This window comes from Sulfitobacter sp. 1A12779 (assembly GCF_043557315.1).
In the GTDB taxonomy this organism is placed as follows: Bacteria; Pseudomonadota; Alphaproteobacteria; order Rhodobacterales; family Rhodobacteraceae; genus Sulfitobacter; species Sulfitobacter faviae.
Map to the genome: position 1 here is coordinate 194,199 of NZ_JBIFFU010000007.1, position 16,718 is coordinate 210,916.

The 16,718-nt window shown below is 60.7% G+C and carries 14 protein-coding genes; 1 reads left to right on the forward strand and 13 read right to left on the reverse strand.

The features are described from left to right. Window positions 1–7: 7 nt before the first annotated feature. On the reverse strand, window positions 8–478 hold the full coding sequence (gene rpsG, locus ACGYLQ_RS10700; protein ID WP_067267956.1) for a 30S ribosomal protein S7: 471 nt from the start codon (window positions 476–478) through the stop codon (window positions 8–10). Window positions 479–565: 87 nt separating this feature from the next. Continuing rightward, entirely contained in the window at window positions 566–937 is a 372-nt protein-coding gene (gene rpsL / locus ACGYLQ_RS10705) for a 30S ribosomal protein S12 (RefSeq protein ID WP_007118826.1), read from the reverse strand. Between the two features lie 401 nt (window positions 938–1,338). On the opposite strand from rpsL, the gene ACGYLQ_RS10710 reads away from it, so the two are divergent. Beyond that, on the forward strand, window positions 1,339–2,142 hold the full coding sequence (locus tag ACGYLQ_RS10710; RefSeq protein ID WP_394442879.1) for a putative rhamnosyl transferase: 804 nt from the start codon (window positions 1,339–1,341) through the stop codon (window positions 2,140–2,142). Here ACGYLQ_RS10710 and ACGYLQ_RS10715 read toward each other — a convergent pair. The 11 genes from ACGYLQ_RS10715 to ACGYLQ_RS10765 form a co-directional block, all read right to left on the reverse strand. Continuing rightward, window positions 2,115–3,002, reverse strand: a complete 888-nt coding sequence (locus ACGYLQ_RS10715; protein WP_394442882.1) for a DMT family transporter — start codon at window positions 3,000–3,002, stop codon at window positions 2,115–2,117. The genes ACGYLQ_RS10710 and ACGYLQ_RS10715 overlap by 28 nt on opposite strands. Before the next feature lie 113 nt (window positions 3,003–3,115). Next, on the reverse strand, window positions 3,116–3,520 hold the full coding sequence (locus ACGYLQ_RS10720) for a two-component system response regulator (RefSeq protein ID WP_067267950.1): 405 nt from the start codon (window positions 3,518–3,520) through the stop codon (window positions 3,116–3,118). Window positions 3,521–3,700: 180 nt separating this feature from the next. Then, the gene (gene rpoC / locus ACGYLQ_RS10725; RefSeq protein ID WP_394442885.1) at window positions 3,701–7,951 is read right to left on the reverse strand and encodes a DNA-directed RNA polymerase subunit beta'; all 4,251 of its coding nucleotides are present in this window, start codon (window positions 7,949–7,951) and stop codon (window positions 3,701–3,703) included. A gap of 95 nt (window positions 7,952–8,046) precedes the next feature. Next, the gene (rpoB, locus tag ACGYLQ_RS10730) at window positions 8,047–12,183 is read right to left on the reverse strand and encodes a DNA-directed RNA polymerase subunit beta (RefSeq protein ID WP_394442888.1); all 4,137 of its coding nucleotides are present in this window, start codon (window positions 12,181–12,183) and stop codon (window positions 8,047–8,049) included. Window positions 12,184–12,426: 243 nt separating this feature from the next. Further along, window positions 12,427–12,798 carry a 50S ribosomal protein L7/L12 gene (gene rplL, locus ACGYLQ_RS10735; protein WP_067267945.1) on the reverse strand — a complete coding sequence of 124 codons (372 nt, stop codon included), beginning with the start codon at window positions 12,796–12,798 and terminating at the stop codon, window positions 12,427–12,429. Window positions 12,799–12,872: 74 nt separating this feature from the next. Further along, complete coding sequence (rplJ, locus tag ACGYLQ_RS10740; RefSeq protein WP_394442891.1) at window positions 12,873–13,388, reverse strand: 50S ribosomal protein L10; 516 nt, start codon at window positions 13,386–13,388, stop codon at window positions 12,873–12,875. A 272-nt stretch (window positions 13,389–13,660) separates the two neighbouring features. Next, window positions 13,661–14,359, reverse strand: a complete 699-nt coding sequence (gene rplA / locus ACGYLQ_RS10745; protein ID WP_067267941.1) for a 50S ribosomal protein L1 — start codon at window positions 14,357–14,359, stop codon at window positions 13,661–13,663. Between the two features lies 1 nt (window position 14,360). Beyond that, window positions 14,361–14,786 (reverse strand): 50S ribosomal protein L11, encoded by a 426-nt coding sequence (rplK, locus tag ACGYLQ_RS10750; protein WP_067267940.1) that lies wholly within the window; start codon window positions 14,784–14,786, stop codon window positions 14,361–14,363. Between the two features lie 144 nt (window positions 14,787–14,930). After that, on the reverse strand, window positions 14,931–15,464 hold the full coding sequence (gene nusG, locus ACGYLQ_RS10755) for a transcription termination/antitermination protein NusG (protein WP_067264099.1): 534 nt from the start codon (window positions 15,462–15,464) through the stop codon (window positions 14,931–14,933). A 208-nt stretch (window positions 15,465–15,672) separates the two neighbouring features. Beyond that, complete coding sequence (gene secE / locus ACGYLQ_RS10760; RefSeq protein WP_007118815.1) at window positions 15,673–15,870, reverse strand: preprotein translocase subunit SecE; 198 nt, start codon at window positions 15,868–15,870, stop codon at window positions 15,673–15,675. A 76-nt stretch (window positions 15,871–15,946) separates the two neighbouring features. Then, window positions 15,947–16,405 carry a hypothetical protein gene (locus ACGYLQ_RS10765; protein WP_394442894.1) on the reverse strand — a complete coding sequence of 153 codons (459 nt, stop codon included), beginning with the start codon at window positions 16,403–16,405 and terminating at the stop codon, window positions 15,947–15,949. Between the last annotated feature and the right edge of the window lie 313 nt (window positions 16,406–16,718).

The following is a 16,718-nucleotide window of genomic DNA, read 5'->3' on the forward strand; positions in this document are numbered from 1 at the left end:
GTTGAGATTACCAGCGGTAGTGGCTGAACGCTTTGTTCGCGTCGGCCATCTTGTGCGTATCTTCGCGCTTTTTAACAGCGGTACCACGGGACTGCACAGCGTCCAGCAGTTCGCCGGCAAGGCGTTCTTCCATGGTGTTTTCGTTACGCGCACGGGCGGCTTTGATCAACCAGCGGATCGCCAGCGCCTGACGGCGCTCGGGGCGCACTTCGACCGGCACCTGATAGGTGGCACCACCCACACGGCGCGAGCGGACTTCGACGGAGGGCTGGATGTTTTCCAGCGCTTCGTGGAACACTTCGATCGGCGCGCGCTTGATCTTGTCTTCGACGCGGGTCATCGCGTTGTAGACGATACGCTCGGCGACAGATTTCTTGCCGTCGATCATCAGGTTGTTCATGAATTTGGTGAGAACCAGATCGCCGTATTTGGCGTCTGGCAGGACTTCGCGTTTTTCAGCGGCGTGGCGGCGTGACATGTCAGTGTCTTCCTCTTGGCGGGTGGTGGGGCGTGGCCCCACCGAACATCGGGTGGATCGGCGGGGGCGGGCCCCACCGGTGCGAGATTACTTCGGACGCTTCGCGCCGTACTTCGAACGACGCTGCTTACGGTCTTTCACGCCCTGCGTATCAAGAACACCGCGCAGGATGTGGTAACGCACACCCGGAAGGTCTTTTACACGACCGCCGCGGATCAGAACCACGGAGTGTTCCTGAAGGTTGTGGCTCTCACCCGGGATGTAGGAGATCACTTCGAACCCGTTGGTCAGGCGCACCTTGGCAACCTTACGCATCGCCGAGTTCGGCTTTTTCGGTGTGGTGGTGTACACGCGTGTGCAGACGCCGCGCTTTTGCGGGCACTCCTGCAGGTGCATGGATTTCGAACGTTTGACTTTCGGCTGCCGCGGCTTGCGGATCAGCTGTTGGATCGTTGGCATTCCGGTTATATCCCCGTATCGCTCAGATTGTGTACACGGGGGATCCCCCATGCGGCTAATTTCGGTTACTTCATGCGTCCACAAAGCAAAATGACCGCAACGTTCCCGTACCGAGGAAAACGACGCGGTGGGTTAACAGAGGATCGGGCCAGTAGTAGGCCGGATCGTGACCACTTCAGTTATGAATTCGGACTGGCAGAGCGGCCTCCACCTCCGAGATAGCGGGCGTATAGAGCGTTGCGCGGGGCCTGTCAACAGGTGCGCCCCGGTGGGGTCGCGGAGGTTTGCCGGGCGATGGCCCGGCGCCTGCGGCTTGGTTCCGGGCCCGGGTCGCACATTCCACCCTTGCCACTCCCCTGCCCCGCTCGCCATAGTTCGGCGAAGGACAGAAGGAAATCTCCATGCAAGCGATCGGCCTTTGCCGTTTTTCCTACCCGGCTTTGGGCGGCTTTCAGGTCGGCCACGAGACCACCGAGGAACGCATCTCCTATCTCTATGACGCGGCCCGGCTTGAGGAACGTTTCCGCCTGCTCGAAACCGTCGCCCTGCCCTGCCTCAAGGCCCAAACCGACCCGGACTTCTCGATCGTCTTCGTCATCGGCGACCAGCTCCCGGCGCCCCACGCCCGACGCCTCGAATCGCTGCTGGCCGACTTGCCGCAGGCGGTTATTCACCGCGAGCCGCCCCGGAACCACCGCGAGGTGATGAAGGAGGTTCTCAACGCCGCGCGGATCAATCCCGCCGAACCCTGTCTGCAATTCCGCTACGACGACGATGATGCCGTCTCGGTCGACTTCATCGCCCGGCTGCGCCAAACGGTCGCGCAAAGCGGGGGTCTGCTGAAAGGCCAGCGCTCCGTCACCTTTGACTGGCCCAAGGGCTACATCGCGGAATTCGGCCCGCAGGGCATCCGCGCCGCCGAAGTGTACCGTCCGCTCAATGTCGCGGCACTTGCGATGTATGTGAAGGGCGGCAGCCCGCTCACCATCATGAACTTCGCCCATGAGAAATTGCCCCGCTTCATGCCCTGCGTCAGCCTGCCCGATGCGGCTATGTTCGTGCGCAGCCACAACGGCTCGAACGATTCGCGGCAGGGGCTCGCGCGGCATGTGGAGGTGGCCCCGCTGGATGCCGAAGGCGAAGCGCTGTTTCAGGAGCGTTTCGCTATCGATCAAACTCAGGTGCGGCGCGTCTTCTCGGCCTGAACCTTCAACTTCCGCTCGCGGTAGAGGGTGAAGACCCCCGTGGCCACCACGATCCCCGCGCCGATGAGGGTCAAGGCCCCCGGCCAGTCACCAAAGACGACCCAACCCAGCAAGAGCGCCCAAAGCAGGCCGGTGTAGCGAAACGGCGCGATGAAGCCGATATCGCCGACCCGCATCACTTGGATCGAGAAGAAATAGCCGCCTAGCACAAAGACCCCTGAGCCGCCAATCAGCGCCGCGATCGAGGGCGTCACCGGGGCCCAAGGCGCGCTCAGCGACGCCAAGCCCGCCGCCGTCATCACCGACAGGGCGGTCACCAAGGTCACGGTCATCGAGGGTACCGCCGGTGACAATGCGCGGGTCGACAGGTCACGGACCGTCACGCAAAGCACGGCGATCAGTACGTAGATCGACCAGATATTGAACCCTTCCGCCCCCGGTTTGACGATCAACAGCACGCCGCAGAAACCAATGCCGATGGCGACCAAACGCCGCCAGCCGACCGCCTGCCGGAACACCAGCGCTGCCGCCAGCGTCACCGAAAGCGGCACGACTTGAAGGATGGCGGTGACATTCGCCAAAGGTATGTTGAACAACGCGGTGAGAAAGAAATATGCCGCCGCGATCTCGGCCACCGAGCGCAGGCCGATGACCTTCCAGTCCCGCGCTTGCAGCCGAAAATCGATCCGACCAAGCTGCCGACTAAGGGCCAAGATCAGGACCGAAGTCGTCACCCCGCGCAGGAACAATAGCTGAAACAGGGGCAGCGCCCCGTCGGTCATTTTGAGCAGCGTGTCGTTAAACGTGAAACAGGCCATCGAGGCGATCATCAGCAGTGCGCCGATGGTATTGGGGGACATGAAAGCGCTCCGGGAAAAATGGTGCGGCTTATATCGGTGCCGCCCCCGAATGACTGGCAGCGGCTACGGGGGCTGTCAAGAACGGCGCCCCGCGCCGCCCAGATCGGCGCGCTCTACTGGTTCGAAGCCTGCGCCACCGGCTGCTGCTGGCTGGCCAGCAGATTACGCACAGTGCTGCGCAGCAACCCCGGCTCGACCGGCTTTTGCATCACCGTGGCCGCCAGATCGCGGAAGGCGTCATAGACCTCCAGATCGCGGGTGCGCCCGCTGAGAAAGATGATCGGCGTCCCGGCGATGGCGGGATTCTCGCCAAACCGATGGGCCAGTTCCAACCCACCCATATCCGGCATGGAAATATCGCTGATGATCAGGTCAGGCTTGAGATCATCGACCACAGCCAGCGCATCGCGGGCGTTCAGGCAGGAGACAAAGCTCAGCGACCTGTCGTCGGAAAAGATCATCTTGACCAATTCCAGAACGATCGGGTCGTCGTCGATATGTAGAATGCGGGACGTCATCAAAGCACCTTACGACGGTTAAGCTTTCGCAAACCTATTCGGACTATGTGGCGGATATAAGGCTTTGACCTCAGAAACCAGCCCCCCGGGGCGGTGTCTGGCCGCGGCATTTGCCCACCCCATAAAAAGGCCCCCGCAGCGTCACTGCGGGGGCTTTTGTTTTTCAATGAGGTGCTGCGATCAATCGCGGCTCTCGTCGTCACCGACCGGCGTGTTGAACACATCGCCACCGACAATGTCGTCCTCCACAGTGGCTTCCGGCGCGGCCAGACGGGCGGCGGCTTCGGCCTCTTCGCGGCGCGCTTCGATCACGACGTTGTCGCGGTCTGTCGCCACTTTGCGCATCGCCTGCGTCGCGCCACCGGTCCCGGCGGGGATCAGACGGCCCACGATGACGTTCTCTTTCAGACCGACCAGCTTGTCCCGCTTGCCCTGAACCGAGGCTTCGGTCAGCACGCGCGTGGTTTCCTGGAAGGAGGCGGCTGAGATGAAGCTGCGGGTTTGCAGCGACGCCTTGGTGATGCCCAAGAGGATCGGTTCGCCCTTGGCAGGACGGCCACCCTTTTTGAGCGCCTTCTCGTTGGCCTGATCGAACTCCTGCTTGTCGACGTGTTCACCCTTCAGCAGCGTGGTGTCGCCGCTTTCTTGGATTTCCCACTTCTGCAGCATCTGACGGACGATGACTTCGATGTGTTTGTCGTTAATCTTCACACCCTGCAGGCGGTAAACGTCCTGCACCTCGTCAATCATGTACTCGGCCAAGGCCTCGACGCCCATGATCGCGAGGATGTCGTGCGGCGCGGGGTTGCCATCCATGATGTAGTCGCCCTTCTGCACGAAGTCGCCTTCGGCCACGGGGATGTGTTTCCCCTTGGGCACCATGTATTCAACCTTCACGTCCGGATCATCCGCGCTTTCGATCGCGATGCGACGCTTGTTCTTGTAGTCCTTGCCGAAGCGGACGTAGCCGTTGATTTCCGCGATGATGGCGTGATCCTTGGGGCGACGGGCCTCAAAGAGTTCGGCCACACGCGGCAGACCACCGGTAATGTCCTTGGTCTTGGCCCCTTCACGCGGGATACGCGCGATGATGTCACCGGCCTGAACTTGCGTCTGGTCTTCGACAGAGAGAACCGCATCGACCGACATCGGATAGGTCACCGGGTTGCCCGCATCGTTGCGGACCGGTTCGCCATCTTCGCCCACCAAGATGATCTCGGGCTTGAGCTCGTTGCCCTTGGGGGCCGCGCGCCAATCGATCACGATCTTCTGGGTCATGCCGGTGGCTTCGTCGGTGTCTTCCTTGACCGCGATGCCCGAGACCAGGTCGACGTATTTGGTCGTACCGGGTTTCTCGGCGATGATCGGCAGGGTGTAAGGGTCCCATTCGAACAGCTTGTCACCGCGCGCCACGTCGTCGCCTTCTTTGACGTGAAGCTTGGTGCCGTAGCCGATCTTGTGGCTGGCCCGCTCCTCACCATTCTCATCGACGATCAACAGCTTCATGTTGCGGCCCATGACGAGCACTTCACCGGCGCTGTTTTCAAGCGTCTGCGCATTCTCGAAAGCGACCTTGCCCGACTGGCTGGCCTCAAGGAAGGACTGCTGACCACCCTGCGCAACACCGCCGATGTGGAAGGTCCGCATCGTCAGCTGTGTACCGGGTTCACCAATCGACTGGGCCGCGATGATGCCAACGGCCTCACCTTGGTTGACCAGCGTGCCTCGTGCGAGGTCACGACCATAGCACATGGCGCAGACACCCTCTTCGGCATCACAGGTCAGCGGGCTGCGGATCCGTGCGGACTGCACCCCGGCCTCGTCGATGGCATCCGACATGCGCTCGTCGATCAGCGTGCCTGCGGGCACCAGAACATCCTCGGTGCCGGGCACCAGAATGTCATCCGCCGCAACACGGCCCAGCAGACGCTCGGCCAGCGAGGAGACAACCTCACCATCGTTGACAGCCGCTTCGGCAGTGATCGCGGTTTCGGTGCCGCAGTCATGCTCGCGCACGATGCAGTCCTGTGCCACGTCCACCAGACGGCGTGTCAGGTAACCGGAGTTCGCTGTTTTCAGAGCGGTATCCGAGAGACCTTTCCGCGCACCGTGGGTCGAGTTGAAGTACTCGAGAACGGTCAGACCTTCTTTAAAGTTCGAGATAATCGGTGTCTCGATGATGTCGCCATTCGGCTTCGCCATCAGGCCGCGCATCCCGCCCAGCTGTTTCATCTGCGTGACCGAGCCACGAGCACCGGAGTGGGCCATCATGTAGACCGAGTTCGGCTCTTTCTCGGAACCGTTCTCATGGTGAGTCACGGCGGAGATGGAGCCCATCATCGCCTCGGTCACCTTGTCGTTACACTTCGACCACGCATCGACGACTTTGTTGTACTTTTCGCCCTGAGTGATCAGGCCGTCCATATACTGCTGTTCAAAGTCCTTCACCTGCTCGCGGGTTTCTTCAACCAGTGGCCATTTGGTGTCGGGGATCAGCATGTCGTCTTTGCCGAAGGAGATGCCCGCTTTGAAAGCTTCGCGGAAACCCATGGTCATGATCTGGTCACAGAAGATGACCGACTCTTTCTGACCGCAGTAACGGTAGACGGTGTCGATGACCTGCTGCACTTCTTTCTTGCGCAGCAAACGGTTGACCAGATCAAACGGCGCTTTGGCGTTCAGCGGCAGAAGCGCACCAAGACGGATACGACCGGGGGTCGTGTCAAAGCGCATCATCACTTCGTTGCCTTCAGCGTCGATCTGTTTGATCCGCGCCTTGATTTTCGAGTGCAGGTGAACCGCACCGGCGTCGAGGGCGTGCTGCACCTCGTCGACGGAGCCGAAGACCATGCCTTCGCCAACCATGCCTTCGCGCTCAAGGGTCGTGTAGTAGAGACCCAAGATCATATCCTGCGACGGCACGATGATCGGTGCGCCGTTCGCGGGCGACAGAACGTTGTTCGTGGACATCATCAGAACACGCGCTTCCAACTGGGCTTCCAGCGAGAGCGGGACGTGAACAGCCATCTGGTCACCGTCGAAGTCGGCGTTAAAGGCCGAGCAGACCAGCGGGTGCAGCTGGATCGCCTTGCCTTCGATCAGGACGGGTTCAAACGCCTGAATGCCAAGACGGTGCAGCGTCGGCGCGCGGTTGAGCATGACGGGGTGTTCACGGATCACCTCATCAAGAATGTCCCAAACCTCGGGGCGCTCTTTCTCGACCAGCTTCTTGGCCTGCTTCACGGTGGAGGACAGACCTTTGGCTTCAAGCCGCGAGTAGATGAACGGCTTGAACAGTTCGAGCGCCATCTTCTTGGGCAGACCACATTGATGCAGCTTCAACTCCGGGCCGGTCACGATGACCGAACGGCCCGAGAAGTCGACGCGCTTACCCAAAAGGTTCTGGCGGAAGCGGCCCTGTTTGCCTTTCAGCATGTCCGACAGCGACTTCAGCGGGCGCTTGTTGGCACCGGTGATGACGCGGCCACGGCGACCGTTGTCGAAGAGTGCGTCGACCGATTCCTGCAGCATCCGCTTTTCGTTGCGCACGATGATGTCGGGCGCACGCAGCTCGATAAGACGCTTCAAACGGTTGTTCCGGTTGATCACGCGGCGATACAGGTCGTTCAGGTCGGAGGTCGCGAAGCGGCCACCGTCCAGCGGCACCAGCGGGCGCAACTCAGGCGGGATGACCGGGATCACGGTCATGACCATCCACTCGGGACGGTTGCCGGATTCAAGGAAGCTCTCAACCACTTTCAGACGCTTGATGATCTTCTTGGGCTTCAGCTCGCCTGTCGCCTCTTTCAGATCGGCGCGCAGGTTCTCGGCTTCTGCTTCAAGGTCGATCGCCGCCAGCATTTCGCGGATCGCTTCGGCGCCGATGTTGGCGGTGAAAGCGTCCATGCCGTATGCGTCTTGCGCGTCCATATATTCTTCTTCGGTCATCATCTGACCGTATTGAAGATCGGTGAGGCCCGGCTCGATCACCACATAGTTTTCGAAGTAGAGCACGCGCTCCAGGTCACGCAGGGTCATGTCCAGCATCAGGCCGATGCGCGAGGGCAGCGACTTGAGGAACCAGATGTGCGCCACCGGCGAGGCCAGCTCGATGTGGCCCATACGCTCACGGCGGACCTTTTGCAGCGTGACTTCGACACCGCATTTCTCGCAGACGACGCCGCGATACTTCATGCGCTTATATTTGCCGCAGAGGCATTCGTAGTCTTTGATCGGGCCAAAGATACGCGCGCAGAACAGGCCGTCACGCTCGGGCTTGAACGTGCGGTAGTTGATGGTTTCCGGCTTCTTGATCTCACCGAAGGACCAGCTGAGGATCCGCTCGGGCGAGGCCAAGGAGACCTTGATTTCGTCAAACGCTTTTTGCGGCGTCAGCGGGTTGAACGGGTTGTTTGTCAGTTCCTGGTTCATTTTCAAATCCTTGAAAGGGGTGCGTTAGGAGGGGACGGCCCCGTTTTCTTTCAAAGAAAACGGGGCGGAATTTTTGAAAAATTCCGTTTACCGCCTCACTCATCCTCCTCCGCATCCAGGAGTTCCATATTCAGGCCGAGGCCGCGCACTTCCTTGACGAGAACGTTAAAGCTCTCAGGAATGCCCGCTTCGAAGTTATCCTCGCCCTTGACGATGCTTTCATAGACCTTGGTCCGGCCCGCGACGTCGTCCGACTTGACGGTCAGCATTTCCTGCAGGGTGTAGGCGGCGCCATAGGCTTCCAGAGCCCAGACTTCCATCTCCCCGAAGCGCTGGCCACCGAACTGCGCCTTACCACCCAGCGGCTGCTGTGTGACGAGGCTGTACGGCCCGGTCGAACGCGCGTGGATCTTGTCGTCCACCAGGTGGTGCAGCTTCAGCAGGTACTTCACGCCAACGGTCACGGGGCGCGCGAACTGCTCGCCTGTCCGACCATCGAACAGCACCGACTGACCGGAGGTGTCGAACCCGGCCCGCTTGAGGCTGTCGTTCACATCCGCTTCCTTGGCGCCGTCGAAGACCGGTGTGGCGATCGGCACGCCGCGGCGTACGTTGTCAGCCGCTTCCAGCAGCGTGTCCTCGTCCATGCCGGTGATGCCTTCTTCGTAGACATCCTCGCCATAGGCCAGTTGCATCGCTTCGCGCACCGGCGTCAGGTCACCCGAGCGGCGGTATTCCTGCAGCGCCTCGTCGACGTTCAGGCCCAGACCGCGTGCGGCCCAACCCATATGCGTCTCGAGGATCTGACCGACGTTCATACGCGATGGCACGCCGAGCGGGTTGAGGCAGAAGTCGACCGGGGTACCATCGGCGAGGAACGGCATGTCCTCCATCGGCACCACTTTCGAGATCACACCCTTGTTCCCGTGACGACCGGCCATCTTGTCGCCCGGCTGCAGCTTGCGCTTCACCGCGACGAAGACCTTGACCATCTTCATCACGCCCGGGGGCAGATCGTCGCCACGGCGGACCTTCTCGACCTTGTCCTCGAAACGGGCATCCAAGGTCCGCTTCTGGATCTCGTACTGCTCGTTCAGGGCCTCGACGATCTTGGCGTCATCCTCGTCCTCAAGAGCCAGCTGCCACCACTGACCGCGGGTCAGGGTTTCCAGCAGTTCCTCGGTGATCTGGCTGTTCGCCTTCACGCCTTTCGGGCCTTTCACGGCGACCTTGCCGAGGATCATGTCCTTGAGGCGCGCGTAGATGTTGCGGTCGAGGATCGCCAGCTCGTCGTCCCGGTCACGGGCCAGACGTTCGACTTCCTCACGCTCGATCTGCAGCGCACGCTCGTCTTTCTCGACGCCGTGACGGTTGAAGACGCGGACTTCAACGACGGTGCCGAAGTCGCCCGGCTTCACCCGCAGCGATGTGTCGCGCACGTCCGAGGCTTTCTCACCGAAGATGGCGCGCAGAAGCTTCTCTTCCGGCGTCATCGGGCTTTCGCCCTTCGGGGTGATCTTGCCGACGAGGATGTCGCCCGGCTCCACGTCCGCACCGATGTAGACGATGCCCGCTTCGTCGAGGTTGCGCAGGGCTTCCTCGCCGACGTTCGGGATGTCGCGGGTGATCTCTTCCGGCCCGAGCTTGGTGTCACGCGCGGCGACTTCGAATTCCTCGATGTGGATCGAGGTGAAGACGTCGTCGCGGGAGATCCGCTCGGAGATCAGGATGGAGTCCTCGTAGTTGTAGCCATTCCACGGCATGAAGGCGACGACGACGTTTTTGCCGAGCGCCAGCTCCCCCATGTCGGTCGACGGACCGTCCGCGATGACCTGACCCTTGGTGACCTTCTCGCCCACTTTCACCAGCGGACGCTGGTTGATGCAGGTGTTCTGGTTCGAGCGCTGGAACTTGCGCATGCGGTAGATGTCCACGCCCGCGTCGCCCAGTTCCAGATCCTCGGTGGCCCGGATCACGATACGCGACGCATCGACTTGGTCGATGATACCCGCGCGGCGTGCCGTGTAGGCCGCCCCGGAATCGCGCGCCACGACTTCTTCGATGCCGGTGCCGACAAGCGGCGCCTCAGCTTGCAGAAGCGGTACGGCCTGACGTTGCATGTTCGAGCCCATGAGAGCGCGGTTGGCGTCGTCGTTTTCGAGGAACGGGATCAACGATGCAGCGACCGAGACCAACTGCTTGGGAGAAACGTCGATCAGGTCCACGTTTTCCGTCGGGGCCAGCGTGTAGTCGCCGGACTGACGGGTCGAGACCAGTTCGTTCACGAACTTCATGTTCTCGTCGAGGTTGGCGTTCGCCTGAGCCACGGTGTGACGCATTTCCTCGGTCGCGGACATGTAGTGCACTTCGTCGGTGACGGTGCTGTCTTTGACAACGCGGTAAGGCGTTTCGATGAAGCCGTATTTGTTCACGCGGGCAAAGGTGGCCAGCGAGTTGATCAGACCAATGTTCGGACCTTCCGGCGTTTCAATCGGGCACATCCGGCCATAGTGTGTCGGGTGCACGTCGCGCACCTCGAAGCCCGCACGTTCACGGGTCAGACCGCCCGGCCCAAGCGCCGAAAGACGACGCTTGTGCGTCACTTCCGACAGCGGGTTCGTCTGGTCCATGAACTGCGACAGCTGCGAGGAGCCGAAGAATTCACGCACCGCAGCCGCGGCGGGCTTGGCGTTGATCAGGTCCTGCGGCATCACGGTGTCGATCTCGACCGAGGACATCCGCTCCTTGATCGCGCGCTCCATGCGCAGCAGACCGACGCGATACTGGTTTTCCATCAGCTCGCCGACCGAGCGCACACGGCGGTTGCCGAGGTGGTCGATGTCGTCGATGTCGCCGCGGCCATCGCGCAGGTCCACAAGCGCCTTGATGCATGCGACGATGTCGTCACGGTCCAGCGTGCGCTGCGTGTCGGGCTTGTCGAGCGCCAGACGCATGTTCATCTTCACCCGGCCCACGGCCGAGAGGTCGTAACGCTCGCTATCGAAGAACAGCGTGTCGAAGAGCGCCGAGGCGGCCTCGACGGTGGGCGGCTCGCCCGGGCGCATGACGCGGTAGATGTCCATGAGCGCGGTGTCGCGGTTCATGTTCTTGTCCATCGCCATGGTGTTGCGCATGTAGGGACCGACGTTGACGTTGTCGATGTCCAGCAGCGGAATCTCGGTGATGCCGGCGTCGATCAGCTCCTTCGCGGTGCCGCCGATCAGCGTGCCGTCCTTGTCGTATTCCAGCGTCAGCTCGTCACCGGCCTCGACGTAGATCGCACCGGTTTCCTCGTTGATGATGTCGCGCGCGACGAACTTGCCGACGATGTGGTCGAAGGGCAGCAGCAGTTCCTTGACCTTGCCTTCGTCGAGCAGCTTCTTGACGGCACGGGGGGTGACCTTTTTGCCGGCCTCAAAGAGGATCTCGCCGGTGTTGGCGTCGATCAGATCGTAGGTCGGACGGGTGCCGCGCACGCGGTCGGGGAAGAAGGGCGCAACCCAACCCTTGTTCTTCTCCAGCTTGAAGGTGACGGTGTTGTAATAGGCATTCATGATGCCTTCCTGGTCCAGCCCCAGGGCATAGAGCAGGGTCGTCACCGGCAGCTTGCGGCGACGGTCGATGCGGGCATAGACGATGTCCTTGGCGTCGAACTCGAAGTCCAGCCAGGAGCCGCGGTAGGGAATGATGCGGCAGGCGAACAGAAGCTTGCCCGAGGAGTGGGTCTTGCCCTTGTCGTGGTCAAAGAACACGCCCGGGGAGCGGTGCATCTGGGAGACGATCACACGCTCGGTGCCGTTGACGACGAAGGTGCCGTTCGGGGTCATCAGGGGCATGTCGCCCATGAAGACGTCCTGCTCTTTGATGTCCTTGACGGACTTCGCACCAGTGTCCTCGTCCACATCGAACACGATGAGGCGCAGGGTCACTTTCAGCGGCGCGCTATAGGTCATGTCGCGCTGCTGGCATTCCTCAACGTCGTACTTGGGCTTTTCCAGCTCGTACTTGACGTATTCGAGTACCGAAGTCTCGTTAAAGTCCTTGATCGGAAAGACCGACTGGAAAACGCCCGTGATCCCCTCACCATCGGTGGGGGTCTCGGCGTCGCCGGAATTCAGGAACAGATCATAGGAGGATTTCTGAACCTCGATGAGGTTCGGCATCTCCAGCACTTCGCGGATCTTGCCGTAATATTTACGCAGACGTTTCTGGCCAAGGAAGGATTGTGCCATGTGTCGTGTCACCTTTCGTGTCTCTCGCCGAGCGCATCAACCACCGGGGCCGTGGTGCGCGCCCATAAGAGCGGAAAATCCGGGTCAATTCTTGGAATGCGTCCCACTGCACCCCTTCCGACCTTGGACCTCTCCAGAGAAATGCTCCCGCGGGGAACATTCGTCAAAACAGGTCAGGCTGGACAGGAAAATTCCCGTCCAGCCCTTGTTCATGCGTGGTGCGTGAGGACACGCACCTCTGGCTTAGGCCAGCTCGACTTCGGCGCCAGCTGCTTCCAGCTTGCCTTTGATGTCTTCGGCTTCGGCTTTGTCGACGCCTTCTTTGATCTTGCCACCGGCTTCGACCAGGTCTTTGGCTTCTTTCAGGCCGAGACCTGTGATGCCGCGGACTTCCTTGATCACGTTGATCTTGGATGCGCCGGCGTTCTTAAGAACGACGTCGAATTCGGTCTTTTCTTCTTCGGCAGCGCCACCTTCAGCAGGGCCGGCCATCATCACTGCGCCGCCAGCGGCGGGCTCGATGCCGTACTCGTCTTTCAGGATGGTTTTCAGTTCTTGTGCTTCAAGCAGAGTCAGACCAACGATGTCTTCTGCCAGTTTTTTCAGATCAGCCATGTTTAGCTCTTTCCGTTACGATATGTGTGTTCCAACGCGCGTGTTCAACCCGTGCGCCAGTTTGACGATTTGCCTTACGCAGCCGCCTTGTCCTCGATGGTGGACAAGATGGATGCGATGTTGCTTGCAGGTGCGCCAATGGCCCCGGCGACGTTCGAAGCAGGTGCGCCGAGCATGCCCGCGATGGAGGAGATAAGCTCCTCGCGCGAAGGCATTTTCGACACGGCTTCGACACCGGCGGCGTCCAACGCGTTCTCACCCATTGCGCCGCCGAGGATAACAAGCTTGCTGTTTTCCTTGGCGAACTCCTGAGCAACCTTGGCCGCGGCCACAGGATCCTCAGAGTAGGTCAGAACGGTCATACCCGTCAGAAGGTCAGCAATGCTTTCGCATGGCTTGCCCTCAAGGGCGATCTTGGCGAGCCTGTTTTTGGCAACACGCACGGCCCCACCGGCTGCGCGTGCGCGCGCCCGAAGGTCCTGCATTTCGGCAACTGTCAAACCGACGTAGTGGCTAACCACAACGACGCCAGAGCTTTCAAAGATTTGGCCGAGTTCGTCGACCAACTGTTCTTTTTGTGCTCTATCCACAGTTTCACTCCAAATTTGGGGGTTGCCCCCCGGCTCAGTTCAGGATGCGGTCTTCTGCACCCCATTCGGGTCCAATGTCAGGGTCCCGGCCAAAACCGCCCGAAGGCAGGAATTTCCGGTTTCCCATCTCAGGAAGGAATTATTCAGGCCAAAGCCCAAACCCTCCGTCTCGGACAGACGCGCGGACCGATCTTCTGGTCCTTGCGTATCTGGCGACCGAAGCCGCCAAATCTCGGGTCGTAAGGTGGGAGGCTGGCCCCCACCCCACAGGATCACTCGGCAGTCGCGTTCTCGACAGCGACCGACACGCCCGGGCCCATTGTGGAGCTCAGGTTGATCTTTTTCATGTAGGTGCCTTTGGCACCGGCCGGCTTGGCTTTGGACACGGCGCCGACGAAGGCACGGATGTTCTCAACCAGCTTGGCTTCGTCGAAGGACAGCTTGCCAACGCCTGCGTGGACGACACCGCCCTTTTCGGCTTTGAACTGCACTTCGCCACCCTTGGCCGCTTTCACAGCGTCGGCGACGTCCATGGTCACGGTGCCAACCTTGGGGTTCGGCATCAGGTTGCGCGGGCCGAGCACTTTACCCAGACGGCCAACGATCGGCATCATGTCGGGTGTCGCGATGCAACGATCGAAGTCGATCTTGCCGGACTGCACGGTTTCCATCAGGTCCTCTGCGCCAACGATATCTGCGCCCGCCTTTTCGGCTTCTTCAGCTTTCGCACCACGGGCGAAGACGGCAACGCGCATGGTTTTGCCGGTGCCGTTGGGCAGGCCGACTACACCGCGGACCATCTGGTCCGCGTGACGCGGGTCAACACCGAGGTTCATCGCGATCTCGATGGTCTCGTCGAACTTCGCGCTGGCGTTCGATTTGATGAGGCTTACCGCTTCTTCAACGGTGATCTCTTCTTTGCCAGCAAAAGCTTCACGGGCGGCGCGGGTGCGTTTTCCAATTTTAGCCATCTTACTTCACCTCGATGCCCATGGACTTCGCGGAGCCCAGGATGATTTTCATCGCCGCTTCCACGTCGTTCGCGGACAGGTCGGCGGCTTTTGCTTCTGCGATCTCGCGCAGCTGCTTGGTGGTCACGGTGCCGACAGTCTCACGGCTCGGCGTTTTCGCGCCGGAGTTCACCTTGGCAGCTTTCTTCAGGTAGTAGGACGCCGGAGGCGTCTTGATGTCCATGGTGAAGGACTTGTCCTGATAGTAGCTGATCACGGTGGGGCACGGTGCGCCCGGCTCCATATCTGCGGTCTTAGCGTTGAACGCCTTGCAGAATTCCATGATGTTGATGCCGCGCTGACCGAGGGCGGGACCCACGGGCGGGGACGGGTTTGCTTGACCCGCTTTAACTTGCAACTTCATCGTACCGACGAGTTTCTTGGCCATTGGCCTTCTCCTTTCAACACCCTTGGGGCGCGCCCCGCGGGTTCTTCGTTGCGTGGTCCGGGCCTAGGCGCCGCGGCGCCCGTCCCTCCCACAATGACCGGCGCCCTCAGGTGCCGGGATGACGGGGCGAACCCCGCCGCACACTCAGACCTGTTTGTTGACCTGAGTGAATTCCAATTCGACCGGGGTCTCCCGGCCAAAGATCGAGACCGAGACCTTGAGACGCTGGTTCTCGTCGTCGACCTCTTCGATCATGCCGTCGAAATCCTCAAACGGACCATCGGCGACTTTTACTTTCTCACCGACCTCAAAGTGGATCAGCGTGCGCGGCGCTTCTTCGCCTTCCTGCACGCGACCCAGGATCGCCTGAACCTCGGCATCGCGCATCGGCATCGGGCGGCCCTGCGGGCCAAGGAACCCGGTGACGCGGTTGATCGAGTTGATCAAGTGATAGCCCGCGTCGGACATTTCCATATGCACCAGCACATAGCCGGGCATGAAGCGACGCTCGGTTGTCACCTTCTTGCCGCGCCGGACCTCGATCACCTCTTCGGTGGGCACCAGCACTTCGTCGATCTGGTCTTCAAGTTCCTGCTCGGCCACGGACGCGCGGATCTGCTCGGCGATCTTCTTTTCGAAGTTCGACAGGACACTGACCGAATACCACCGTTTTGCCATCTGAACTCTGGTCCCTGTCTTGCCATGCGGGCTGCCCCGGCATGAAATTCGTCAATCAACACGGGGGCCATGCCCCGCAACATCTGAACAAAAAATCGGCGCGCAACTCGAATCGCCGCACGCCCTTTTTCAGGTCAGGTCTGCGCAATAGCCCGCGCAGACGCAGGTTTCAAGGGTGTAAAGATAAAATCACCCATGCGGGCGGTGCTCAGCCGAACATCCCAAGAATCTGCTGCAAACCGCCGCGGATCAGGATATCGACAATTGCAAAGAAAACAGCTGTCAGCGCGGCGAGGATAAAGACCATCACCGTGGTCAGCATCACTTCGCGCTTTGTCGGCCAAACAACCTTTGCAACTTCGGTGCGAACCTGCTGGATGAACTGAAGCGGATTGGTGGTGGCCATGACATCTTTCCCTGTTGCCCGATTGGGCGGATGTAACGGGTCCGCCCCCTAGTTTCAAGACGTCTTCGCGCGCGCCTCAGGCTTCCGGGTCGCGCAGACGATCGAACCGGCGGTCAAGCGCCGCGTCATGCCGCGCTTCAGCCGCCGCCATCTCGCCAAAGTCGGGAAGGTACAACCCATCAACCGTGCCTTCGGGGAATCGGTCAAGCACAGCGTCCCATTTCATCGCGAAAGCATCCAACCGCGCATGAAGCGCCGCCGCACGCTCCGGCCGCCGCGCGGCATACCAGCGCCCAAGCGCCATCGCCCGTTGCCAGAACCCGTCGTAGCCAAGGGCAAGGAAGACCCCCAACACCACAAACACTGTGACCAATAGCACGCCGAACACCAACCAAGGGCGTAGAACCACCGCCAACGCCAGAAGGCTGAGGATCACCGCGCGGGCCGGAGGGCGTTTCGCAACACGCTTACGGCGCGATGGTTTCCTGATTTCGACGTCTACACCTTCCGGCTCCGGCAAGTCCGGAAAAGCCACGCGCCCCGGCCGCCGAGGGGCCACCGGGGGCTCTGCCGCTCCCGTATCCGCGCATGTGTCCTTAGCACTCTCAGCATCTGCCATGACATTCCGAATCGCAGACATCGCGGCGGGGTCCAGCTCGGAGGAAGAAGGGGCAGCCTTTTCAATTGGGGGCGTCATATCAGTCTCTCTACGCAGTTGCGAAAGAGTTACTGATCCATTGCGCCAAGTGAAGGGCGGAAAATAGACAGTTATTGGGCATCACCCCCCCCCGCCAACACAAAACCGCCGCAGCATTGAGCTGCGGCGGTTTTGTTAATCTGATCATCGT